Raw genomic sequence first — 23,617 nt, 5'->3', positions numbered from 1 at the left:
GAAGATGAACGGACTGAAGCAAATAGCCTATTTTGGATTATCAACATTATTGCTCAAAGGGCTTGGCTTTGCTTTACTCCCTATCTCAACTCGTCTTTTAAGCCCGTCACAGTTTGGTGAACTTAATTTTTTAGTCTCTATTTCAGCCGTAATGTCTTTGTTGTTATGCCTAGGGTTACCTGAACTGCTTTTTAAACAGCAAATGAAAAGCGTTGTTTGTAAGCAGGCTTTATTTAGGGATGCGTTGATTTTATGTAGTATGTTAAGCACTGCATTTGTAATTACTGTTGTATTGTTTGCTGACCTATTGCTGAATTTATTACCTATCTCTGTTAACCAGATAGATCTGCAACTATTAGCCGTTAACTTGGCATTTTCGTCGGTATTGTCGATTGTATTTTGCTTTTTTCGATATTACGAAATGGCTAAGCAGTTTTGCTATTTAGCTGTTTTACAAGGGGTAGGGCAAACTCTACTCACCATCGTCTTGCTATATCTAGGCTTTGGTGTAACCGGCGTTATGCTATCTGGTGTGGTAGCGAGTTTTATTGTACTGATATTGTCACTGTGGCAAATAGTACGCACGATTAATATTAGTTTTAAATGTATCGCATGGAATATTACGCCTAAGAATACGCTGTTTTTGTTAAGCATTATTATCTCTTCGCTCTTTGTGTACGCTAATAATGGCGCAGAAAACTGGTATATTGCAGCCAGTGTGGGCAAAGAAAAGCTCGCTCAATATTATGTCGCTCTGCAATTTGCAGTCATGACCTCGTTCACATTTGAGCCAATCAGAATGTGGTGGTTTTCACGCCGTTTTGACGAGTTAACCTCAAGCCGCAGTCACTATGTGTTTTTATGTGAATTAAGCCTCGAAATTGCGATTGCCCTTTGCAGCATCATGCTACTTGTAGCCCCGCACTTATTCACTCTCGTTTTACCACAAGGTTATTTACTTAATACGTGGCTATTACCCAGTTTAATACTCATTGTTGTGCTGAGGCACCATAGCGATTTACTTAATATTGGTTGTTATATTCACTATAACGGTTTGTTTGTGACTATTATTAATGCAGTTAGTGCTACAAGCGTATTAATTGCATTAAGTTTTTTAGTGCCAAAATGGGGAATATTAGGTGCGGTTGTATCACTTGCGTTGGCGCAAATTTTAAAAACGCTACTGTTTGTAGCTATTAGTCAAAAGCTAGAGCATTTAGCATTTAAAGTACACAGCCTGCTCCCTAGCTGGCTGTGCTTTATTCTTGTGTTTTCATTAAGTGTGACGCAAGTGTCTTACTACATTGTAGGACAGGTTGCTGTGTTGATATGTTTGTTTGCGGTGTTATTTAAAAAGTATAAACACCACATCACGGGAATATTGCAACGGCTTTTAGCAAGGAAGGCGCATGGTTAACTGGTATAAAGAGCATTACTTATTAATAAATGGCTTAGTGATAACGGCGCTTATTTTAAGCTTATATTCGTTATTTGGGCCCATAGCTGCTTTTGCTTTATTGTTACTGCCATTTGCTGGCGTATTAGCCGTGCGTATTAGTACTGTGTTTATTATCTTATTTATTTTATTTAGTTATTTTAGGATTCATGAGGCATTTGTATTTTTAATGCCGCTTAAAATCCCTAAACTCTTAGCGCTAGCCTCTTTACTGGCCATTTTCTGGCATTTATTTATTTCCAAAACATTAAAACCGCATTGGAGCTCAGCTCATCTTATTTTTGTCATTTGGTTTGTGTGGCTTACCGTGTGTGTGTTTTCGGCTTCAAACCGTGGCGTTGCTATTGAGTATTGGTCTGGAGTGTTGGTTAAAGTTTTTATTATGGTGTTTGTGATCAGCTGGTGGTTAACGCGATTTTCTCACTTTAGTTACGTAAGACTAGGAATTATGATTTCTGGTGTGGCCATTGCGCTGGTGGCACTGAATAACAAAATTAATGGTGTGGGGCTAGTTGAGGGCACCCGAGTCACTATTTCTCGAGAGTATCGTTCACAACTGGGCGATCCTAATGATTTATCTTTAGTGCTGATGTTTCCTGTGTCTTTTTTAGCTGCTGAATTATTTAATACATACAACAATCCATATCGACGATTATTTGCAGGCGTTGGTTTAATTTTGGCTATTTCAGGAGTGATAGCTACGCAAAGCCGAGGCGGCCTATTAGGTATTGCTGCTATTTTGAGTTTCTTTTTATATCAAAAGGTAAAAAATCCAGTGGTTGTGGCTGCATGTGGGGCAGTTGCCATGCTTGCCATGATGGTCTTTGCGGGGATTTCAGATAGGCAAAGTGGTGGTGCTGCTGAAAGTGGAGTTGACGAGTCTGCTATGGGTCGAATATATGCTTGGCAAGCTGCAATAAACATGGCGCTTGCTAACCCGCTAACAGGAGTTGGGGTAAATAACTTCTTCGTAAACTATTACTTTTATAGCCCGCACTGGGATGGCAAGAATCATGCAGTGCATAGTACGTGGTTTCAGGTGCTTGGTGAAACAGGCTTTGTTGGTATATGTATTTTTTTACTGGTTATCGCCAGTATTTATCGCAGCTTGTCTCGAGTATTTTGCATTAATAAGCTTAACTTTAATCCTGAAGTGACAGTGAATGCTAATGCGCTAAAAGCCGGTTTAATTGGTTTTATGGTTGCAGGTACGTTTTTAACTCAAGCTTTTACGTGGCCTTTGTACATCATTTTGTCGCTGACCATTGCCCTAGAAAAGCTGACTATCGATAGTAATAAGGATTCGTCTTATGGTGACCCAACTAAAGTATTGGCTAAAAAATAGTAACAGCCCCTCGGCAAAACGTTTGTTTAAATTTGCAAAGTCGCTGCGTAATCCACAGCTACCCGTTATTCCTCTACTACACAGTGGGCTTTATCATCTGCACCACTTTATAAAGCAGTTTGTTCATGAACTGCTGAGAATATTTTATTACACCCCATTATTTAAAAGCCAAATTCAAGGCAGTAAAAAATGCTTATATTTATATTCGGGTATGCCTCAGGTGCTTGGAAAATTAAGGATTGAATGTAAAAACGATGTCAGGATCTCGGGGATCAGTACTTTGTGTGGCCGTGTAAGTAATGAGCGTGAGCCTCTATTAAGTATTGGTAATAATGTTGATATTGGCTGGCAAAATGCGTTTTCGGTAGGACGAAAAATTGTACTTGAAGATGATGTAAGACTTGCGGGACGTGTTTTTTTAGCAGGCTTTCCTGGTCACCCAGTTGATAGTGAACGTCGTGCGAACGGCCAAAGTGATGACGAGAGTCAAATTGGCGATATTATTATTAAGCGTGGAGCATGGATTGGGACCGGTGTTACGGTACTTGCTGGAGTAACCATAGGTAAAGGAGCCATTATAGGGGCGGGCAGTGTGGTAACCAAAGATATTCCCGATTTTACTATTGCCGCAGGTAATCCGGCTAAAGTAGTCAAAAACATAGTGGAGTGAGCGAATGAAATTTATTGTTTTTGCAGAAGATTGGGGGAGCCACCCTAGTAGTACTCAGCATTTATTTTCAGAGCTTGCAAAAAGACAGCAAGTGAATTGGGTTAATTCTGTAGGAATGCGTAAACCTAGCGTAAAGCTGCACGATATAAAACGTATTTTTAATAAATTTAAGCAGCTATTTCAACCCTCTAATAATAGTAAAATAGCCACGCCTAAAAATATGACGGTATATAAACTGCCTATTTTACCATGGCATGATAATCGCTTAGTGCGCTGTTATAACCGTTGGGTTTTCTCTCGTCATATTGGTGCTCATAAAACCAGTGAACCTATTGTATATTGGTTAAGTGTGCCAACGGCATGCTATCTGTTTGATAAAAGAGCCACCGACTCGCTAATTTATTATTGTGGTGACGATTTTAGTGCGCTGGCTGGGGTTGATCCTATGCTGATTGCGCCTTTTGAGCAGCAGCTGATTAAAAACGCAGATCTTATTTATGTGATCAGCGAGTTATTAAAAACTAAAATGCCTGCTGAAAAAACTAAGTTACTAACACATGGCGTGAGCTTTGATTTATTTACGAGTAATGTCGACAAAGCCGCAGAAATCAGCGCTATTAAAACCCCCATTATTGGCTTTTATGGCAGTATCAATGCCTGGCTAGATATCCCTTTGTTAATGGCGTTGGCCACTGCTAGGCCGCAATATCAATTGGTATTAGTTGGCGATATTACCACTCCCATTTCAGGGTTGTTGCAGTTTAAAAATGTAACGCATATTAGTGCGGTTGAGCATAAACGGTTGGTATCTTTCTCGGCTCATTGGGATGTATCTATTTTACCATTTGTCGATAATGAGCAAATTAGGGCTTGCGACCCGCTTAAATTAAAAGAATATTTAGCGGTAGGCAAACCGATAGTCGCAACCGATTTTGCGGCAGTGAATCATTATCACTCGCAAATATTTATCGCTCAGTCACAGAATAACTTTATTGATAAAATTGATCAGGCGTTGTCACTCAGTCAAGCAAAATTAAGTTTATTGCATGCAGTCCAAAAAAACATAGCGAAAGAGCATAGCTGGCCGGTAAAAGCTCTCACTGTGATCAACGATCTACAAATATTAAATCCCTCCGATTAAACCATAACTATAATATTGGCGCGCCCTGTGCAACTACTCCATTAAAGAAGGCTATTTACGCTGTAAATTTTTATTTTGCAAATAGCCGCAAAGCTTCGCATAGCAATATGCAAATCAATGGGTAGCGAATATGTTAGTTAGAGAGCAAATAAAAAGATTACTTTATTTAGCTTTGTACGCTGTTTACACCAGGGCAAAGTTATTTGTTTTGCCGTTGCTGATTGTACCCGTAGTAGTGATTGTATTAGCGGCAACGTCACAAAAACAATATACAAACCACGCCACTATTCTTATAGAAGAATCGGCGCTGCTTAATCCCTATTTAGATGATTTGTCGTTCTCGTTTGATTTATCAAATAGGATGGCAGCTTTGCGTACCTTAGTGATCAGCCGCAAAGTTCTGATTGCCGTGGCAAAAGAAACCAATTTAGTACCAAAGGATGCATCTCCCGCCAAAATAGAAAAAATACATCAAGAGCTTTCACAGGCGCTTTCCTTATCATTGGTGGGAGACGAGCTAGTTCGGGTTAACTTTATTTGGCATGACCAAACCCAAATGAAGGCAGTGCTAGAAAAAGTGGTAGAGAAATTTATAGAAAGTTTATTAGCCCCAACGAAAGCATCACTGGATACCTCTGAGCAATTTTTTTATCAGCAACTGGTAAGTTTAAGAGAAGAGTTGGAGATTTCTGAGGCTTCATTGGCAAGCTTTAAAGCAAAAAACAGTAATACCTTACCCGCTGTTTTACACAGTAATAGGCAAACTTTCGATAAGTTATTAAGTGATCAACAACAAAAGTCCATTGTGCTCTCAGGCGCTAATGCCAAGCTTGAGGCACTTACTACAAAAATGGGTCAAGCAAACCCGATTCTCGGTCGTATAGAAGAGAAAATAATTACTGCAGAATCAGAGCTTAGTGTTTTAAAAACTCGTTATACCGATAAACACAGCAAAGTGGTATCCAAAAAACGTGAATTACTCAGTATTAAAGCGCGGCAACAAGCGTTAATTGAAAGTGGTAAAGGCCTTGATGCCACTAATATTGATCAGCTTTGGCAAATGGCTAATACCTTACCCAGTGGAAATGACAATGAAAGTAATGTGTTGGTGTCACAAATACTCGCTCTAGAAGAAGCTAAAAATAATGTTCTGCAGCATCAGCAAGAATACGACATGTTAGAAAAACAAGTCAATTCAGTAAGTGATCGCTTATTAGTAACTAGTGATATAGAAAAACAACTTAGAAAGCTCGAGCGTGACTACGATGTTAAACAGTCATTATATAAAGACATGTTAGGGCGTTACGAAATGGCAAAAGTGACAGGCAAGCTGGTTAAGTATGAAGGCCCTGACAAAGTTAAAACCATTGAGCGAGCTTATAGTCCCACTCAACCAATTAATACTTCACTCGTGGTGGCAATTATTATGGGTATTGTTTTAGGCATATTTACCAGTGTCACCTGTGTGTTTGTTGCTACCTTATTCGACAGTCATTTAAAAGATATTCAAACCATTGAAAAACTATCGTCATTAGACGTGGTTACCATTTTACCCATTGTTGGTCACAGCACGTTACATGCTGGGGTTAGTCCATCAATGCACTTCCTTAGTGAGGGAAATTAACATGAACGTTTTACATTTAGTTCAACACTTTAAAATAGGTGGGCTGGAAAAAATGGCCGTGACTTTAATGCAAAAAAGTCGATTTGCAGACACCAGTATTATTGTTTCTTTGGAAGGGACTGAACGGGACGCAATAAATGAATGGCCCGCACTGTCAGCCTTTGATCAAAAACTTATAAGCTTAAACAAAGCCCCTAAATTTGAACTAAGTGTAATTAAAAAGCTTAGTGAAATAATTAAAAAACATAATATTACAGTGATTCATAGCCATCACATTGGCCCAATGCTTTACGCTAGCCTCACCTGTTTAGTTAACCCGAGTGTTAAACACGTATCGACAATTCATGATGCGTGGTATTTAAAAAATTTTAAACAGCGAGTGATCACAAAGGTATTGAATAAGCTAACTAAAATCCATTGGGTGGCTGATGCAAACGTGGTCGCTAATGAGTTTTATAACGAAACTGCTATTAAAGCTGATAGTACTATTCTTAACGGCATTGATTTTCAGCAGTTTATAGATACAGATGACGCTACTGCACGGATTAAGCTTAACTTACCGCACGACAAAAAACTTATTGGCTGTTCTGCGCGTTTAGAGCCAGGTAAGGGTCATTTAGATTTAATTAAATTACTGCCCGCGCTACCCAAAGAGATTGAACTCGTATTTGCTGGGAATGGCAGTTTACGTTTTTCATTGATGAGTGCTGCAGTGTCACTAGGTGTGGTAGAGCGAGTACATTTTTTAGGAAATGTGCAGCATATGGAATTATTTTATTCTGCCATTAATGTGATGTGCTTGTACTCGCAACGAGAGGGCTTACCTCTATCTATTTTAGAGTCGATGGCATGTGGCAAAGTAATAGTGGCAACTGATGTCGGTGGCATTAGCGAAGTGGTCAGTAATGAGCAGGGTATTTTAGTAAAGCCTAATGATTCTTTTGGCTTAAAACTTGCCCTATTGAAAGCATTGGAAATGAAGCACGGGCAATGCATTCGAGAGTATATTCTCTCAATTGCGGATGCAAACACAATGAGTGAAGCCTATGACCATTTTTATAATGGTTTAGCTTCATAAGGGGATTACAATGACTTTTTTACTGATTACATTGGCGATTTTGATAGTGTTGGTATTGTACCATCATGTTGGTTACTTATTGTTATTAAAGCTTTTTAGTAACGATGAAGCAAACGTCGAATCAAGCGCTACCCCGCCAACCACGCGCTTTGGTATTTTAATGTGCGCCTACAACGAGCAAGAACATATTCGTGAAAAGCTCTATAACCTGGGCTCTATGTTATACAGCACAGAGCAGTATGCTATTCATATTTACCTTGATGGCTGTACAGACAAAACCTATGACGAGGCGATGATTGCTCAATCGCATCTTGCAAAGCAAAATGTAGTGTGCCATTTGCATTTTAATAAGGTCAATAAAGGCAAGTCGTTTGGTGTTAATGAGTTAATAAAACTAACCAAGCCAAATTACGATGTATTACTGTTCACCGATGTTAGTGCGTTACTGAGCGTTGATGTACTAAATAAAATTGATACTGATTTTAAAGACCCTCAGGTCAATGTGATCACTGGGGTTTATATATTAGATGACTTAGCCACCAAAGAGCAGCAACAGTATTGGCAATATCAAAATAAAGTAAAAAGTATGGAGTCATCATTAGGCGCTGTTATTGGCGTACCTGGTGCCATGTTTGCTATACGCGCCGAATATGCTCAGTTATTAGATGCGAGCACTATAAACGATGATTTTATTTTGTCGATGAAAGCACTTAATAAAGGTGGTAAAGCGCTAGTAAATAGCGAGATCAACATTGTTGAACGTGAATGCGATAAACAAAGCCATGATTACGCAAGAAGAGTAAGGTTAGGTGCTGGCAATTGGCAACAAATTAAAATGCTGTCTGAGCTATTTAATCCAAAATTAGGCTGGGTAAGCTTTAATTATATTTCGCACAAGGTATTACGTGGCATTATGCCCATTATACTGGTACTGATTTATGGATTACTAATTTTTCTGGCGGTTTTTTCTAACGTGTTTTTAGCCAAAGTAGCCTGTATTACATTAGCCGTTGTACATGGACTGGGTGCATTAAAACAGCTTTTGAGCATAAAGACTAAATGGCCGGTGATCGACAGTATTAACTATATTGTAGCGGCATACTTGTGTGCTTTTTGGGGGATTATTAAATTTGAACGCGGTGAATATAGTGAGCATTGGCAGCGCGTTCACCAAACTAAGCAGTCTAATAATCTTGTGATTAGAGCAGTAAAGCGCGGCATTGATATTTTAGGCTCCACTATTGGCCTAATTATTCTGTCTCCTGTAATGCTCATGGTTGCATTGGTGATTAAGTTCAGCTCTAAAGGACCAGTGTTGTTTAAACAGTTACGAGTAGGGCAGAGTGATGATGACTTTGTGGCACTTTTTAACGTATTAAAATTTCGCTCTATGGTGGTTGATGCTGAGGTTAAAAGTGGAGCGGTGTGGGCAAGTAAAGATGATCCGCGTATTACCTCGGTAGGGCGGTTTATTCGCAAAACAAGATTAGATGAATTACCACAGTTATGGAATGTACTCATAGGCGATATGTCGCTGATAGGGCCACGTCCTGAACGACCTGTTTTTTATTTAAAACTTGAAAAAGATATTCCGTATTTTTGTCAGCGTACCTATGGCATAAAACCAGGCATATCTGGGTTAGCACAAGTGATGAATGGTTATGATGAAACTATTGATGATGCACGCAATAAAATTGGCTGGGATTACGCCTATATGTTGAGCACCTCATCAGCTCGTAGCTGGTGTTATATGGAATTGACTATTTTATTTAAAACATTGGTTGTTATTTTTACTGGTAAAGGCCAATAACCCGCTTCGCATAATGCAATTGCACACCCAAAAAGCAATTGCATTATGCACTTCTATTTCAAAAATCAATTAACAAACCATTAAAGTTAATATATTTCAGTGGTTTAAGTTTGGCATTCTTCTTGTAACTGTCTATTTGAGTTCATACTTTTAATAGGTAATTAAAATGAAAAATGTAGCCAACAAAACCGATCAAACCGTTATTACCATTCCTGATGACTTTTCAGGCTTTGCTGTCGATGAGCTAAAAGATCAGTTTGAGCTGCTCGTTGAGCAAGACTCGAATTTTGTTGTTTTAGACTTTTCTAAAACCGAATTTATCGACTCTTCAGGAATAGGTGCTATTGTTTTTCTATATAAAAGAATTGAAAAACATAGTAATAAGCTATCTTTACTTAATGTCACAGGACAACCGTTTAAGTTAATGAATTTATTAAGAGTGGATAAAACCATTCCATTTATTGACGCTGTGTAGAGGTTACCAGGGAGAGTTTTATGAAGGCGCGCATAGCAATTGTCATTTTCATATTTTTAGGTGGGTGTGCTTCTTGGCCGGATGAAGGACAAGGAGGTATGGCCGAAAAATACCAAAACTATCCATTAGATGATCAGCAGCTTGATGAAACATTTAATCAACCTGAGGGTATTGTTCGTAGTGAGTTTGAGCACTTAGAACTTAAGCTTGAATTATTAAAGTCGCAAGATATTAATGCCTGTATGCCAGCGCAGTTATTAAAAGCTCAAATTTATGAAAATCGTATCCGACGTTTAATTGCAGCCCAAATGTGGGAAGACGCGGAGCACGACTTATTAATTCATTATCATGGCCTTAATCAATTAGCTAATCACTTTGATACCGTTAGAAAGTTGACTAATTGCGCTGCATCGACTGATGAACAACCCGCTTTAGTTAATGTAAAAGAGCAAATAGCGGAGTTGTTAAATAGTGATAACCAATTTGCATTCAATGCCTTTGAAATAACCCCTAAATATGCCGTACGGGTTGCTCAAGCAGCCGATTTAATTAAACAATTAGAAAGTATTAGTATTTTGCTTATCGGGCATACTGACTCTGTAGGCAGTAAAAATAGTAATTATGAGCTGGCTTTAAAGCGCGCTGAAACTGTTAAGCATTGGCTGGGTGTTTATGGCGTGCCTACCTATAACATTACCACTTTAACCCAAGGCAGTTTAAAACCATTTAGTGAGTCGGAGCAAAGTGAGCAAAAACGCCATTCAGACCGCCGAGTTGAGGCTATTATATTAGATGCTAACGCGCAAAGTGAAAATAGCAAACAAGTAAAGTCACTAATGAATTGGACTAAAATTATTGAAAAGAAAAAGGAGTAACGTATGAGATTTATTTTTACTGTCTTCATTTTTTTCTTTTTAATAACGAACTCTACGTTTGCAGCGCAAGCCGATGAATCCATAGTACAAGCAGGTAATAAGCTGTTTTTATATGTGCCAGGGGAACTTGAATTTGAAACAACTTTTGAGGTCGACAAAAAAGGTCAAATTAATATACCTGAGGTGGGGCAGTTTCAGGTAGGTAATAAAACGGTTGCGCAAATAGAGGCAGAACTTAAACCTATTCTTGCAGAGTTGTTTGTTGCAATAGATGACTTTTATGTGGAGCTGAGAAGCAGAGATATATTTATTAATGTTTTAGGGTATGTGATCACACCCTCACAGGTGAGTATTCCCGATGATGGTAATATTCAAATGGTGATAGCTAAAGCAAATGGCCTAAGACCTGGCGCACAGCTCGATCGCTTACAAATAAGGCGCAAAGATGAAGTAATTGAATTTAATTACAAAGCATATTTAGACTCAGGCGACATAAATTTATTACCAAAGCTTAAAAGTGAAGATACTGTGTTTGTGCCTGTTTCTCCACTCCTTGGTAACGTACAAATTGATTTTGATGCACAAACGCTTAGTGCTACAGGGGATGCAAGCGACAACAGTGCCATTACTATGCTTGGCGAAGTGCATAACCCTGGTAGTTTTTCGTTTAAAGAAAATATGACGCTTCTAGATGCGCTGATGCGGGCGGAAGGGGTTACTCGCTATGCGGATGTAACTAAAATTAGAGTGATTGTTGATAAAGCTCCTGTTATTTTTGATTTAAAAGCATATTTAGATAAACCTACCGATAGCAACATGCCGCTACTAAAAGCGGGATCAACCATATATGTGCCGATTATGGTGGATGATGTAAATACCACATCGCGCACGGTTTATATTATGGGTGAGGTACAAAAGCCCGGTGCCTATGAGGCTGCCGACAGTACTAACTTTTTAGACATTTTAGCAAATGCAGGGGGCCCAACGCGCTTTGCAGAAACACGGCAAATAAAAATATTAACCCCTGCCGGAGAGAGCATACTTTTTGATTTACAGGGTTATAGTGAGGGATTAACCACCGCTAAAGTGCCCGATTTAAACCCCGGTGATGTAATATTTGTTCCTGAAAAAATAGATGTTAACGAAAAAAGCTGGTTAAAAATTCCGACAAAACGAGCGATTAAAATTATAGGCGCTATTCAATCTCCTGGTCGTTATGAGTGGAGTGATGAAATGGACTTTACTGATTTGTTAGCGCATGCTGGTGGCCCTACTAAAGGGGCTAACGTGAACGATATTAAAATTTTGCGAAATGGCGATGTCACCCAGCGATTTGATCTTGAAAAGTACACCATTACTAACGGTGAAATTGCGCTGCCGAGTTTAATTGCTGGCGATACTATTATTGTTGAAGAGTTACCAGTAGACCCCGGAGACAATAAATCGCAATGGATACGTCAAGAATCGAGCAAGTCTATTTATATCATGGGGCAAGTAGGTTCCCCTGGGCGCTATGCGTTCAATGACAATATGCATTTTATTGATATTTTGGCAGCAGCAGATGGTCCTAATGGTAGTGCGGATATTCGTAATATTAGAGTTACGCACCGTAATGGTAATCGCGCTCGAGTGAGCAAACTTGATTTAGCGATGTATTTTGAAACTGGTGATGAAACGTTATTTCCTCATGTGTCACCCGGCGACACAATATTTATTCCAGAAAAAGACAAAGATTGGTTACGTACCCCTAAAGAGCGAGTTGTTCGTATTATGGGAGCAGTGCAAAAGCCGGGTCGATATAACTTTGATGATACGATGTCTATTTTAGATGTGCTTGCTGAAGCTGGAGGGCCGTCAAGTTCAGCTCTCATTGACAAAATAGTGGTTGTTAACCATTCATGCTGTAAAGAACAATCTCGCGTGTTTAATCTTGAGGAATTTATAAAGTCTCCAAACTCGGCCAATATTCCGGTACTTAGAGCTGGAGATACGCTATATGTGCCCGATAAAGGTCAAGACCTAATTAGTCAATTTAAAGATAACTTCCTCGACTTTATAACCATAATTGCCTTGGTGATAAGCTTATGAACTTGATACCTGGGCAGTACCATGAACTAGAAACCATCTGTAACACCTTGATTGATGATGAAGCACGGTGCGTGACGTTTATTTCTTTGTACGGTGGCGAAGGTTCATCCACAGCCTGTATTAGTGTTGCTCAACGTTTAAAAAGTCAAAATAAGTCAGTACTCGTTATCGACCTTAACCCTATTAGTTCGTTTCGTTTAGACAAACAGCTGCCTACATTGACTAAGTTGTGGCGTTTTGATGATATTTCCTGTCAGCTCAGTGTTATGCCTTATCAAGGTATTGAAGTACTTACAATTCACAATTTAGAGTCAATTGATTCAGCAAAAAACAAACATGTTTTAAATGAAGCGGTACTGCGTTTAAAGCAAGAATATGATTATGTGTTGCTGGATATGTCGCCAGCATTAAAGTTAAATCGTAATAATGTACCACTGCATTCTTTAAGCTTATGTAGCGAGCTGACCTTGGTTACTATTGCGCTAGGTATTAATAATGAAGAGTCGTTATGTCAAGGCGTTGCAGAACTTAAGCAAGCGGGTCATAGCAATATAAAGTTACTGGTAAGTCAACATAGCTTTGCTCCTTTAGGGGAGCGCATGCTACTGCTCTTCCAACGACATTCTTCAAAATGGCCAAGGTTGTGCGCTTTTTTAACCAGCAAAATAAACAAGCAAAAGTGGTTGTTTAAACATTACTGAGACTTTTATGGATATATTATTTGAGCGGCGTTTTGAATTATTATGGCCGACCTTAACTGAAATACGCCAAGTACTTAAGCATGTACTGGGCGCTTTATCGGTGACCAGAGATGAAGCGGATGCAGCAGGCTTAGTCGCAACCGAATACCTAACTAACTTAATTCGCCATAATGAGGGCGATGAGCAGCTTATAATGTTGCGTATTAACCAAATAAATCATGATACTTACCAATTAACTTTTATAGATGAACTTAAGCCTTATAATTTATTTAAACAAAACAACTCATCATGGACATTAGCATCGGATGAGTTGGTAGAAGGAGGGATGGGGGTCGAGCTTATTCGCCATTACTTTGCTGATGCTACCTATGACACGCGAGCAGGTAAAAACTATTTTTCTTTTCCTTTAACGAACATTGATAAGCGACCGAGTATTATTTATGTCGACGATGACATCACTCAGTTGGCATTAATGAGCGCCTACCTAAAAGATAAATTTAATGTCATCACCTGCGAAAACATAGAGGCTGGTTGGCAAGCTATTTTAACCTCTGATGCTAGTATATTGTTACTTGATCATAAACTTAAACAAGGAACGTGTGAGCCATTACTGGAAAAGCTTAATAAATCGAATTTAAAATCTCAGTTATCGGTGGTGATGTTAACTGGCGATGATAGCGAAGAAGTGATCAGTAAAATTAATCGATTAGGGGTTGATGATTACTTAATAAAACCAGTTAAAAAAAATAAGTTATTACAAAGCATAGAGCGAGTAACTCATCGATTTGCATACTTGTCCTATCAAAGTACATTCGGATTAACACCTTCTAAAGTGCTTTTAGGGCATGGAAAAACAGCGCATATTTTTGGCTCTATTAGTGTGGGTAATGGCGGTGACTTTTTTATGCCAATTAATGATGAAGGTACTGCTTTTATACTCGGTGATATGATGGGCCATGGCTTACAAGCGCTCAAAGAAAGCTTTGCTATAAAAGGTTTTATAAGTGGCTTTTTAGCGACCGGGTTAGCGTATCAAGAAATGCTCGTTGCGCTGAATAATGCGCTTTATAAACAGCAATTATGTAAATCAAGCTTAGTCACTTTAATGATTTGTTTTTTAGAAAATAATAAGTTGTATTGGCTCAATGCTGGCCATCCCGCACCGGTTATTATCAGTAAAAATGGTGAGCTATCTCAGCTAAATGGTACCGGACCATTGCTTGGGCTGTCTAATGATCATCAATATACTTTATATGAAGCCAAGCTCGATAATGTTGAACACATTATACTTTACACTGATGGTTGGACGGATAACCGCTTTACCGATAAAGACGAAATGACTGAATTAAAAAAAATCATCCCTATGCAAAGCTCCTCAGCAGAGGATTTTGCACACTCGTTATGGAAAAATTCTCAGGTTGCGCTTTCTAAAGAAGTGGATGATGCCTCATTAATAATCATCAATTGAATTTGATTTAATTAACTATGTATAGTTAACTTAATATCCATAAGTTAATATTTTTTCTCTAAATAATTCTTAGCGAGTCGCTAAAAGGAATGGGATTATGCCACCAACAATACTGATTGTAGAAGACACCCAGTCGCTTGCTATGATGTATCAGTCTTATCTTTTACCGACAGGTGTAAACACACTGGTGGCAAATGATGGGGCAACCGCTCTTGATATTATTAATAAAATAAAACCCGACCTGATAGTGCTTGATGTCATGTTACCCGACATGAACGGGCTAGATATTCTAGCTCAGCTAGAACCTGATAACTTTCCGCAAGTTGTTGTATTAACTGGGCATGCTACCAAAGAAATGGCGATTCAAGCGATTAAGTTAGGCGCTAGTGATTTTTTAGAAAAGCCTGTAGAGGCAGAACGTTTTCGTATAACTATTAACAACACTCTCAAAATAAAAGATTTAAAACAAACGGTCACCAAGTATAAAAATATTTATGAAAATGGCCGTTACTTTGACTTGATTGGTAGCTCCAAGCAAATGCAATCGGTGTATCAAGTTATTAGCTCTGCTGCAGCGAGTAAAGCCACAGTCTTTATTACCGGTGAAAGTGGTACTGGCAAAGAGCTTTGTGCACGGGCAGTTCATCAAGCCTCTACTCGTGCCGACAAGCCCTTTGTTGCACTTAATTGTGCTGCTATCCCCAAAGATTTGATTGAAAGTGAAATATTTGGCCATTTAAAAGGTGCTTTTACTGGAGCAATTGCAAACCGATTGGGTGCCGCAGGGCAGGCGGATGGGGGGACATTGTTTTTAGATGAGTTATGTGAAATGGATATTAATTTACAAAGTAAATTACTTCGTTTTATTCAAACAGGTACTTATCAACAAGTCGGTAGCGAAAAACAAGTTAAGGTTGATGTGAGGTTTGTTTGTGCTACCAATAGAAACCCGCTTGCTGAGGTTGAGGCAGGTCGATTTAGAGAAGATTTGTATTACAGATTACATGTTATTCCTATTGAGTTGCCGCCACTTAGAGAGCGCGGCAGAGATATTATCGAAATAGCGCAAGCGCTATTTATTAAAATAGCCAAGGAAGAGCAACATCCTTATAAAGGGATAACCGATGATGTGAAGCACTTTTTAGCACAATACGATTGGCCTGGTAATGTTAGGCAGCTGGAAAATGTGATCCGTAATATTTTAGTGCTTAACCCACAAGAGTGGATTGATGTATCTATGCTACCAGCATTGCCACAAAGCCCGCAAAAAGAGTCAGGTAACGAGGGGCTGGTTAAAGAGCAACATACATCGTTACCAGTTCAAGAGTTTGAAGAGTTACCGCAGGTTGAAAGTGAGGTTAAGGCTTTGTGGATCGCCGAAAAAGAATATATAGAGCGGGTCATAAAAATATGCGCAACTAATATTCCCAAAGCTGCCGCTCTTTTAGATGTAAGCCCTTCAACCCTGTACCGAAAAATTAAAGGGTGGGAAGAAAATTTATAATAATGTTTTTGCTGTATAAGCATTTTGCAGCAAGTTAAATTGTTTTCTACCTGAAAAACGCTCCTCAAGCATAGTGTATGCTGAGTGTGCCATTTCGCTTTTTTGCGTTGTAGATAAGGCAAGTAATGATTCTATCGATTGTTGGCACTCTAGTGTATTTGCTGATTTCATTAAAAAGCCATTAACCCCATTGTTTATAATGCTAGGAATAGCACCCACAGGGCTGCTAATAACTATTTTATAATGCGCCATACTTTCTAGAAGCGTCATAGGCAGGCCTTCTTCTCTTGAGCAAATAAGTAGGGCATCTAAATGCTGCCAAATATCGTCTCGGGCTGTTAAGCCATGGTAATTAAGGTTGTTTAGCTGTGGAATACGATCACGCATCGGGCCATCACCAAAAAGGTGAAACTGCACCTGTTTATTAGTCTGCATACTTTCAGCTAACTCATAAAATATATCAGGGCCTTTTTCATAAGATAAGCGCCCAACAAACCCGATTCTAAGTAACGGTTGTGCAAAATCAGTGCTGGGAGGTTCGGTTATTGCTATGAAGTTTTCTAGTAATTGAGCATTTGTTATTGTTTTAATTATTTTTTCAGACACTGCAAAGTTGGTTGATAATCGACTAAGCCATAAATCTAGTCTGTTATAAAGCCACATCTTTCCTTTGCCAGTTTCCCCCGCGTGATAGGTACTAACACAATGATTATTCGTGATCTTACATACTAAACGCCCCAAAATACCGGCTTTGTAACCATGGGTATGAATAACTGTATTGCGATCATAACTGCGAAACCGTTTGATTAAACTAATGAGTGTACCTTGCAGAAAATTATACGGTATGCTTTGCTTATCAAGTAACTCGTAAAACTCATTATTCCCATGATTTTTATAAAATAAAATTGAACAACTAACCTGATTTCTGTGAAGCAGCTTGTATAACTCTATAATATGAGTTTCAATACCACCAATCATTGAAGAGTCTACAAACAATATAATCTGATTATTCACAATGAGCTCCAAAAGAAAATTATGATAGATACATCTGTAATAGAACAACTAAAGTATGATGTTGGTGATAGTATGGCCATTGAACTGATAAACGTTTTTGTTGATGAGTCTAAAAAGTTAGTGGCGCAAATGCTTTCCTCAACCGATGCCGCAGAAATTGAACTGTGCGCTCATAGCTTAAAAAGTAGCGGTTATAGTTTTGGTGCAACAAGATTAGCGCAAACGTGCCAGCTTATTGAGCAGCAAGTTAAGGTCAATGGCTTAGACACCGAGGTTGTAACCCTCTTAAAGTTAGCTGATGCACAAAGTAAAAAAACCTTCGAACATATGAGAGAACTTACCCAAAATCATTAAGCGTGTTTTTCAGTATTAAAAGAGCTTTTTAATAACTCTGAAAATACATTTTTTAGTTCATTAATATTATGTAAATGCTTGCCTGTTTCCTTACACTTCTCTCCCTGTTGTAAAATTTCAATAATGGCAGAAGGAGAAATACTTAAATCGTATACTTTAGTGGCGAGCTTCTTTTGTAACCAGTCAATGCCGGCAATTTTTGTATGTTGCATCACGCTGCTTTCTTGCGCTGTGTTTTCAATAAATACTCTACACGCAGAGGTTTTTTTTATTGCTTCAGTGATTTCTGTAATTAAAAAAGCAGGCATTACGCTAGTAATAATACTACCTGGGCCAATGATTATTAAATCGGCATCTAAAATAGCCTCAATAGTACCTGTTGCTGGCGGCACTGCTTTTGATAAGTAAACGGTGCTTGGTAGCTCGTTTAAGGCATCAATCGCGCATTCACCAAATATTTTTTCACCATTGTTTAGCTCGGCTACTAAATCTGTGGGTAAATCAGACATAGGCAACACAGTCTCTTTGTTACCAAGCAAATGGTTAAAAGCAGCAATAGCTTGAGTGGGAGACTGTGTTTGCTGGATTAACCCCAGCAGTGTTAAATTTCCTAAGCAATGACCCGCCATATCACCATGAGTAAACCTATGTTCATACATAGCCTGGGCTTGGGTACCTTCACCGGCAAGTTGAACACAGCAGCGCCTTATATCACCTAAAGCGATACAATTTTGCTCCTCTCTAATGCGTCCAGTGCTACCACCATTATCAGTAGTCGCTACAATCGCTGTTAGGTGGCTACATAAGGGTTTTATCGCACTTAATACTTGCGCTAATCCGTGACCCCCACCAATACATACTATCTTCATAGCTATGCCTTAATGTATTTATTTATATTAATAAAGCAGAAATCATTCCATCCTGCCAAAAAAATAACTCAATGATTTATATTAAATTTTGTTCTATATTTATTAGTCATAACATCGATTTTGGTATTTTTTGCAAAACGCGATGCATTTTAGCTGAGGGAATGGGTATGCAACGTAATGAATTAATGACTCTTACGGAACTACAGAAGCAGTTAGCGTTATTGCACCAGTGTGATGATGAAATTGATATTTTAGCCACTATGTCAGCTTTACTACAGCCATTGCTTCAATACCAAGACTGCATAGTTTTAAAGAAAACACATCATCATTTTTTAACTATCGGCACAACTAATATCGATTTTTATGAGAAAACATGGCCACCATGTGCTGCATTTATTCAGGCTCTAAAAAAAGGTTACTCATATAGTTGCAATCCCTTGCCAGAACAATTATTTGCTTTATCAGAAGAGGTGAATAACCAGAATAAAAAGACAGCGTTGTTAATGGGGGTTGATACGGGTAAAGAGCAGTGCTTATTTATTTTCACCCATGTGATCAATAATATTAACCATAATATTTTGGCTTCACACTCAATAATTTTGTTTCTTCAGCAAGTATTTCACGCTTTTCTTCAATTAAATAAGTTACATGCGCAAACCCATCAATCTGTTTTACTACTTGATAAATTTTCTCAGCTTTCTACATTATTTAAAGAATTAGCCAGTGAGTGGTTTTGGCGAACCGAGCCAGATATGACCTTTACCAGCGTTAATAATTTAGAAAGAGAAGATAATACCTATGCGCAAATATTTATTAATAAAACCATTGAGTCTTTGCGTACTAAAAATGAGCAAAAAAACACGCTGAAATGGCAAGCTTTTGCTGCACTAGTCGCTGAGCATGAGGATTTTAATGGTTTTGAATTTGAGGTTAAGGCCCCGATACCTTTGTGGGTATCGCTCAATGGTAAGTCGCAATTTGACGAAAACGGAAATTTCATTGGCTATTTAGGTATTGCCAAAGATATCACAGTCTCAAAAGAGCGAGAGACTGCACTTGAAAATGAAAAGCTTAAAGCTGAGGAAGCCAGTAAAACAAAAACAAAATTTTTAACCATCATGTCGCATGAAATAAGAACCCCCATGAATGCGATTATGGGGATGATAGAGTTATTAATAGATACCGATTTAACTCAAGAGCAACGTCAATGGTTGAATTATGCAAACTCTAGTGCTGATATTCTTTATGGATTAATTACCGACGTATTAGATTTTTCAAAAATTGAATCAGGGACTGTATTAATCGCCAATAAACCGCTAAATGTAAAACTGCTTATTGAGAATATCGTTGGGCAATTGCATATTATTGAAGACAGTGAAGATATTATTTTTTCAGTTTCGATTAATGACGATATCCCTACCTATATTATGGGTGATGAATTTAGGCTGGGGCAGATACTATTTAATCTCATTGGCAACGCATTCAAGTTTACTCACTCAGGACATATTGCATTATGTGCAAATATTGTAGATGACAAACTAAAATTTACTATCGAAGATTCAGGGGTAGGCATTGCAAAGAAAGATCTAAGCTTTATATTTCAGCCGTTTCGACAAGTTAACGAAGGTATAAACAGAAAAAATGAAGGAGTAGGGTTAGGCCTCAGTATTTCAAAAAATCTAATTGAGCTTATGGGGGGCTCTATTAATGTTGAAACGCAGTTAGGGTTAGGTAGTACATTTACTATTTTACTGCCATTTAAAGAAGCGATTATTGATGAAATTAAACCCGAGTTTTCATCAAAACAGCCTGTACTATCAGTTCTGGTTGCTGAAGATAATAAAACCAATCAAGTGCTTATTAAGGCGTTTTTACAAAAGCTAAATCACAAAGTCACGATTGCAAATGATGGAGTGGAAGCAATTGAGTTTATGAAACTCAAACATTTTGATTTAATTTTAATGGACATCATGATGCCGACTATGGATGGACTAAGCGCCACGCAGCATATTCGTCATGAGCTGTTAAGTGATATTCCTATTTTTGCACTAACCGCAAATGCTTCAACCGATGACAAGGCATCATGTTTTAAAGTAGGTGTTAATAAAGTGCTTACCAAGCCTATTAAGTTTGAAACCTTAAAAGCGTCTTTAAGTACGCTTTTATAGCCGGTAATAAAAAAGGCCATAATTAGGAATAATCATGGCCTTTTCTAACGTTATAGTTTGTTATTCTATATTCTGAATTTGCTCACGCATTTGCTCTATCAATACTTTTAGCTCAACTGCAGCATTGGTGATGTCGCTGTTGATTGATTTAGAAGCTAGGGTATTTGCTTCACGGTTAAACTCTTGCATCATAAAATCTAAACGACGACCACAAGCACCACCTTTACTCAAAATTTTACGTGTTTCTTTAACGTGCGATTTTAAACGATCAAGTTCTTCTGCTACATCTTGCTTTTGTGCAAGGTAAATCAGTTCTTGCTCAAGACGTGACTCATCAATATTTGTTGTTAAATCTTCAAGTTTTTGTATTAACTTTTCACGTTGCCATTTAGTAATTTCTGGCATGTGTGCTTCAACAATATCAACTTGCTCTAAAATGGCGGTTAATCGTGTAGTTATCATTTCTTCAAGGTTTGCACCTTCATCACCACGTGCCGATTTAAAGTCTTCAATTACTTGGTCAAGCCCAGTAATGAGTGCTGTATTTACACTATCCATATCAATTTCTTGCGCTTCCATCACGCCAGGCCAACGCAAAATGTCAACAGGATTAATATCACCATTGCTTTGTTGTTGTACCCACTTAGCACTATTAATTAGCTGCTCAGCAAGAGATTGATTAATTGATAATTCACCAACATGTGCAGGGTTTGCTACAAATTTTAAGAAAACTTCGACCTTACCACGCTGTAAGTGCTTACGCAGACGCTCGCGTATAACGGGCTCCATGCCACGAAATTGCTCTGGTGCACGAATAAAGGTTTCAAGATAACGTTGGTTCACTGAGCGAACTTCCCACGTGCCAGTGCCCCATTCGCCTTTTATTTCGCGACGCGCATAAGCTGTCATACTGTGGATCATGGATGTTTTCCTACATTTTTAAATACAATATTACGATTATTATACCGTAACACTGCCCAAGCTCTAAAGAAAATTTAACACTGCTGAGTGTTTTTTAAACACACTTTAATATAAATCAACATGGCATCTGTATTCACATCAACATATAATGTGGCAAATTCAGAATTAAGGGGATCGTCAATGCGTCCAAGCGAAAGAACACCTAATCAAATTAGACCGGTTACGTTTACACGTAACTACACTCTGCATGCTGAAGGTTCAGTATTGGTAGAGTTTGGCAACACTAAGGTACTTTGTACTGCGACAGTTGAGGCTGGCGTACCACGCTTTATGAAAGGCCAAGGTAAAGGTTGGGTAAACGCAGAATATGGCATGTTACCGCGCGCAACACACACACGTAATAGTCGTGAAGCAACGCGAGGTAAGCAGGGCGGTCGTACAATGGAAATTCAGCGTCTGATTGCTCGCTCTTTACGTGCAGCAATCGATCTAAAAGCACTCGGTGAAAACACAATTACTATTGATTGTGATGTAATCCAAGCTGATGGTGGTACACGTACAGCGTCTATCAGCGGTGCATGCGTTGCGCTAGTTGATGCACTAACGTATATGCGTGCAAAAGGGATGATTAACTCAAACCCACTTAAACATATGATCGCTGCTATTTCTGTTGGTATATATAAAGGCCAAGCGATTAGCGATTTAGAATACCTAGAAGATTCTGACGCTGAAACTGACATGAATGTAATTTTAACTGAAACCGGTAAAATTATTGAGGTACAAGGAACCGCTGAGGGTGAACCTTTCTCGTTTGACGAACTTGATGAGCTACTTACACTCGCTAAGCATTCAATTCGTGAAATTATTGATGTACAAAAGCAAGCACTAGCATAAATAGGTAACTGGCAATGAAAGAATATCAAAAAGAGTTTATTGAGTTTGCTTTAGAAAAGCAGGTATTAAAGTTTGGCGAGTTTACTTTAAAGTCTGGCCGTACTAGCCCTTACTTCTTTAATGCGGGTTTGTTTAATACAGGTCGTGACTTAGCGCGCTTAGGTCGCTTTTATGCAGCGGCACTTGAAGATGCAGCAATTGAATATGATGTACTATTTGGTCCTGCTTATAAAGGTATTCCAATTGCAACAACAACCGCAGTTGCGTTAGCTGATCATTATAATAAAGATGTACCTTATTGTTTTAACCGTAAAGAGAAAAAAGCACACGGTGAAGGTGGTAGCTTAGTTGGATCTGAGCTTAAAGGTAAGATCATGTTAGTTGATGATGTGATCACCGCCGGTACAGCTATTCGCGAGTCAATGGAAATTATTGCGGATAATGGCGCAGATTTAAGTGGTGTTTTAATTGCACTTGATCGTCAAGAAAAAGGTAAAGCAGAGCTTTCTGCTATACAAGAAGTAGAACGTGACTTTAATACTCAAGTTACTTCAATCGTTAAATTGGCTGATTTAATTAGTTACCTAGAGCTCCAAGGAACTATGGATGAGCATTTAGCCGCGGTAAAAGCTTACCGGGATCAATATGGTGTAGCATAAATAGTAGCCTCGCAAATGCGGGGCTTTATTTTGCCTAAAATAGAGCAAAAGTAACTCCTACTTATATTAAGGCTTTGCTAATACACATAAACAAAAGCCACCTTCAGGTAGGCACTATTAATAGCCGTGATTTTATTAATACTGTGGTATCACTCTTACCTACTTCAATTCACCGTAGTAACATTAACAGTATGCTAGCTGCAGCGTCTTATTTTCCTGACTTTGTTATATATGGGATCTATTCGGGTAGATTATTGCTAGTGATCATTATGATCATCTTAGTTGCGAGTGTTTTAATAGAGCTTATTTAAGTAGATATAACGGTTAAAAGCTTAAGTTACGTGTTTATTGTTAATAAATTGATAGTTATGTTGTGTTTTTAGTACCTATTGTTCAAATATCCAACGAACAGTCGTTTATTTCAAGTTTTCTTCAAAAAAGGGTTGATCTGTTTTCGGATCTCCCTATAATGCGACCCCACTGAGACGGGGAACGCCAACGCT

At 38.4% G+C, this 23,617-nt stretch carries 20 protein-coding genes; 17 read left to right on the top strand and 3 right to left on the bottom strand.

Annotated features, from left to right (window positions below; translation table 11 throughout):
* Positions 1–4 precede the first annotated feature (4 nt).
* From CWB75_RS11230 to CWB75_RS11170, 13 genes are all read left to right on the top strand, one after another.
* Positions 5–1,417 carry a lipopolysaccharide biosynthesis protein gene (locus CWB75_RS11230; protein ID WP_055013277.1) on the top strand — a complete coding sequence of 471 codons (1,413 nt, stop codon included), beginning with the start codon at positions 5–7 and terminating at the stop codon, positions 1,415–1,417.
* Positions 1,410–2,801 (top strand): O-antigen ligase family protein, encoded by a 1,392-nt coding sequence (locus CWB75_RS11225; protein WP_055013278.1) that lies wholly within the window; start codon positions 1,410–1,412, stop codon positions 2,799–2,801. Before CWB75_RS11230 ends, CWB75_RS11225 begins: the two co-directional genes overlap by 8 nt.
* A complete protein-coding gene (locus CWB75_RS11220; RefSeq protein ID WP_138570669.1) occupies positions 2,767–3,471 on the top strand; it encodes an acyltransferase in 705 nt (234 codons plus the stop codon). The genes CWB75_RS11225 and CWB75_RS11220 overlap by 35 nt, the downstream gene beginning before the upstream one ends.
* A gap of 4 nt (positions 3,472–3,475) precedes the next feature.
* On the top strand, positions 3,476–4,612 hold the full coding sequence (locus CWB75_RS11215; protein ID WP_109875860.1) for a glycosyltransferase: 1,137 nt from the start codon (positions 3,476–3,478) through the stop codon (positions 4,610–4,612).
* Positions 4,613–4,742: 130 nt separating this feature from the next.
* Positions 4,743–6,236, top strand: coding sequence for a GumC family protein (locus CWB75_RS11210; RefSeq protein WP_138570668.1), 1,494 nt, complete (start codon positions 4,743–4,745; stop codon positions 6,234–6,236).
* Between the two features lies 1 nt (position 6,237).
* Positions 6,238–7,314: a glycosyltransferase gene (locus CWB75_RS11205; protein WP_138570667.1), complete on the top strand. Its 1,077-nt coding sequence runs from the start codon at positions 6,238–6,240 to the stop codon at positions 7,312–7,314.
* A gap of 10 nt (positions 7,315–7,324) precedes the next feature.
* Positions 7,325–9,124 (top strand): sugar transferase, encoded by a 1,800-nt coding sequence (locus CWB75_RS11200; protein WP_138570666.1) that lies wholly within the window; start codon positions 7,325–7,327, stop codon positions 9,122–9,124.
* Between the two features lie 166 nt (positions 9,125–9,290).
* On the top strand, positions 9,291–9,599 hold the full coding sequence (locus tag CWB75_RS11195) for an STAS domain-containing protein (protein WP_010392928.1): 309 nt from the start codon (positions 9,291–9,293) through the stop codon (positions 9,597–9,599).
* 20 nt (positions 9,600–9,619) lie between these two features.
* Positions 9,620–10,474, top strand: a complete 855-nt coding sequence (locus CWB75_RS11190) for an OmpA family protein (protein ID WP_010392927.1) — start codon at positions 9,620–9,622, stop codon at positions 10,472–10,474.
* Between the two features lie 3 nt (positions 10,475–10,477).
* Positions 10,478–12,562: an SLBB domain-containing protein gene (locus CWB75_RS11185; protein WP_138570665.1), complete on the top strand. Its 2,085-nt coding sequence runs from the start codon at positions 10,478–10,480 to the stop codon at positions 12,560–12,562.
* On the top strand, positions 12,559–13,263 hold the full coding sequence (locus CWB75_RS11180; RefSeq protein WP_055013286.1) for a cellulose synthase operon protein YhjQ/BcsQ: 705 nt from the start codon (positions 12,559–12,561) through the stop codon (positions 13,261–13,263). The genes CWB75_RS11185 and CWB75_RS11180 overlap by 4 nt, the downstream gene beginning before the upstream one ends.
* Before the next feature lie 7 nt (positions 13,264–13,270).
* Complete coding sequence (locus CWB75_RS11175; protein ID WP_010392921.1) at positions 13,271–14,731, top strand: SpoIIE family protein phosphatase; 1,461 nt, start codon at positions 13,271–13,273, stop codon at positions 14,729–14,731.
* A 97-nt stretch (positions 14,732–14,828) separates the two neighbouring features.
* Positions 14,829–16,235, top strand: a complete 1,407-nt coding sequence (locus CWB75_RS11170) for a sigma-54-dependent transcriptional regulator (RefSeq protein WP_138570664.1) — start codon at positions 14,829–14,831, stop codon at positions 16,233–16,235.
* On the opposite strand, the gene CWB75_RS11165 is transcribed toward CWB75_RS11170, so the two are convergent.
* Entirely contained in the window at positions 16,230–17,249 is a 1,020-nt protein-coding gene (locus tag CWB75_RS11165) for a glycosyltransferase family 4 protein (RefSeq protein ID WP_138570663.1), read from the bottom strand. The two genes, CWB75_RS11170 and CWB75_RS11165, sit on opposite strands and share 6 nt — an antisense overlap.
* Before the next feature lie 21 nt (positions 17,250–17,270).
* On the opposite strand from CWB75_RS11165, the gene CWB75_RS11160 reads away from it, so the two are divergent.
* The gene (locus CWB75_RS11160; RefSeq protein WP_010392915.1) at positions 17,271–17,603 is read left to right on the top strand and encodes an Hpt domain-containing protein; all 333 of its coding nucleotides are present in this window, start codon (positions 17,271–17,273) and stop codon (positions 17,601–17,603) included.
* Here the strand turns inward: CWB75_RS11160 and CWB75_RS11155 are convergent.
* Positions 17,600–18,472 carry a gluconeogenesis factor YvcK family protein gene (locus tag CWB75_RS11155; RefSeq protein WP_138570662.1) on the bottom strand — a complete coding sequence of 291 codons (873 nt, stop codon included), beginning with the start codon at positions 18,470–18,472 and terminating at the stop codon, positions 17,600–17,602. The two genes, CWB75_RS11160 and CWB75_RS11155, sit on opposite strands and share 4 nt — an antisense overlap.
* A 167-nt stretch (positions 18,473–18,639) precedes the next feature.
* On the opposite strand from CWB75_RS11155, the gene CWB75_RS11150 reads away from it, so the two are divergent.
* Positions 18,640–20,640 carry an ATP-binding protein gene (locus tag CWB75_RS11150; protein WP_138570661.1) on the top strand — a complete coding sequence of 667 codons (2,001 nt, stop codon included), beginning with the start codon at positions 18,640–18,642 and terminating at the stop codon, positions 20,638–20,640.
* Between the two features lie 60 nt (positions 20,641–20,700).
* On the opposite strand, the gene CWB75_RS11145 is transcribed toward CWB75_RS11150, so the two are convergent.
* Complete coding sequence (locus tag CWB75_RS11145; RefSeq protein ID WP_008464069.1) at positions 20,701–21,561, bottom strand: YicC/YloC family endoribonuclease; 861 nt, start codon at positions 21,559–21,561, stop codon at positions 20,701–20,703.
* Positions 21,562–21,741: 180 nt separating this feature from the next.
* Here CWB75_RS11145 and rph point away from each other — a divergent pair, with 180 nt between their 5' ends.
* Together rph and pyrE are read left to right on the top strand one after the other, a co-directional pair.
* The gene (gene rph / locus CWB75_RS11140; RefSeq protein ID WP_008111261.1) at positions 21,742–22,455 is read left to right on the top strand and encodes a ribonuclease PH; all 714 of its coding nucleotides are present in this window, start codon (positions 21,742–21,744) and stop codon (positions 22,453–22,455) included.
* Between the two features lie 14 nt (positions 22,456–22,469).
* Positions 22,470–23,114 carry an orotate phosphoribosyltransferase gene (gene pyrE / locus CWB75_RS11135; protein ID WP_054202965.1) on the top strand — a complete coding sequence of 215 codons (645 nt, stop codon included), beginning with the start codon at positions 22,470–22,472 and terminating at the stop codon, positions 23,112–23,114.
* Positions 23,115–23,617 lie beyond the last annotated feature (503 nt).

This window comes from Pseudoalteromonas sp. S1608, from assembly GCF_005887265.1.
GTDB classification, from domain to species: Bacteria; Pseudomonadota; Gammaproteobacteria; order Enterobacterales; family Alteromonadaceae; genus Pseudoalteromonas; species Pseudoalteromonas undina.
Note: the sequence above shows the minus strand (reverse complement) of the source record. Positions and strands in the feature narration are given on the sequence as shown.

Excerpts from the sequence above, each read along its gene's own strand:
- CWB75_RS11170 (WP_138570664.1), top strand. The coding sequence starts at position 14,829 with ATGCCACCAACAATACTGATTGTAGAAGACACCCAGTCGCTTGCTATG.
- CWB75_RS11175 (WP_010392921.1), top strand. The coding sequence starts at position 13,271 with ATGGATATATTATTTGAGCGGCGTTTTGAATTATTATGGCCGACCTTA.
- CWB75_RS11160 (WP_010392915.1), top strand. The coding sequence starts at position 17,271 with ATGATAGATACATCTGTAATAGAACAACTAAAGTATGATGTTGGTGAT.
- CWB75_RS11225 (WP_055013278.1), top strand. The coding sequence starts at position 1,410 with ATGGTTAACTGGTATAAAGAGCATTACTTATTAATAAATGGCTTAGTG.
- CWB75_RS11145 (WP_008464069.1), bottom strand. The coding sequence starts at position 21,561 with ATGATCCACAGTATGACAGCTTATGCGCGTCGCGAAATAAAAGGCGAA.
- rph (WP_008111261.1), top strand. The coding sequence starts at position 21,742 with ATGCGTCCAAGCGAAAGAACACCTAATCAAATTAGACCGGTTACGTTT.
- CWB75_RS11200 (WP_138570666.1), top strand. The coding sequence starts at position 7,325 with ATGACTTTTTTACTGATTACATTGGCGATTTTGATAGTGTTGGTATTG.
- CWB75_RS11220 (WP_138570669.1), top strand. The coding sequence starts at position 2,767 with ATGGTGACCCAACTAAAGTATTGGCTAAAAAATAGTAACAGCCCCTCG.
- CWB75_RS11180 (WP_055013286.1), top strand. The coding sequence starts at position 12,559 with ATGAACTTGATACCTGGGCAGTACCATGAACTAGAAACCATCTGTAAC.
- CWB75_RS11190 (WP_010392927.1), top strand. The coding sequence starts at position 9,620 with ATGAAGGCGCGCATAGCAATTGTCATTTTCATATTTTTAGGTGGGTGT.
- CWB75_RS11205 (WP_138570667.1), top strand. The coding sequence starts at position 6,238 with ATGAACGTTTTACATTTAGTTCAACACTTTAAAATAGGTGGGCTGGAA.
- CWB75_RS11195 (WP_010392928.1), top strand. The coding sequence starts at position 9,291 with ATGAAAAATGTAGCCAACAAAACCGATCAAACCGTTATTACCATTCCT.
- CWB75_RS11155 (WP_138570662.1), bottom strand. The coding sequence starts at position 18,472 with ATGAAGATAGTATGTATTGGTGGGGGTCACGGATTAGCGCAAGTATTA.
- CWB75_RS11215 (WP_109875860.1), top strand. The coding sequence starts at position 3,476 with ATGAAATTTATTGTTTTTGCAGAAGATTGGGGGAGCCACCCTAGTAGT.
- CWB75_RS11185 (WP_138570665.1), top strand. The coding sequence starts at position 10,478 with ATGAGATTTATTTTTACTGTCTTCATTTTTTTCTTTTTAATAACGAAC.
- CWB75_RS11150 (WP_138570661.1), top strand. The coding sequence starts at position 18,640 with ATGCAACGTAATGAATTAATGACTCTTACGGAACTACAGAAGCAGTTA.
- CWB75_RS11210 (WP_138570668.1), top strand. The coding sequence starts at position 4,743 with ATGTTAGTTAGAGAGCAAATAAAAAGATTACTTTATTTAGCTTTGTAC.
- pyrE (WP_054202965.1), top strand. The coding sequence starts at position 22,470 with ATGAAAGAATATCAAAAAGAGTTTATTGAGTTTGCTTTAGAAAAGCAG.
- CWB75_RS11230 (WP_055013277.1), top strand. The coding sequence starts at position 5 with ATGAACGGACTGAAGCAAATAGCCTATTTTGGATTATCAACATTATTG.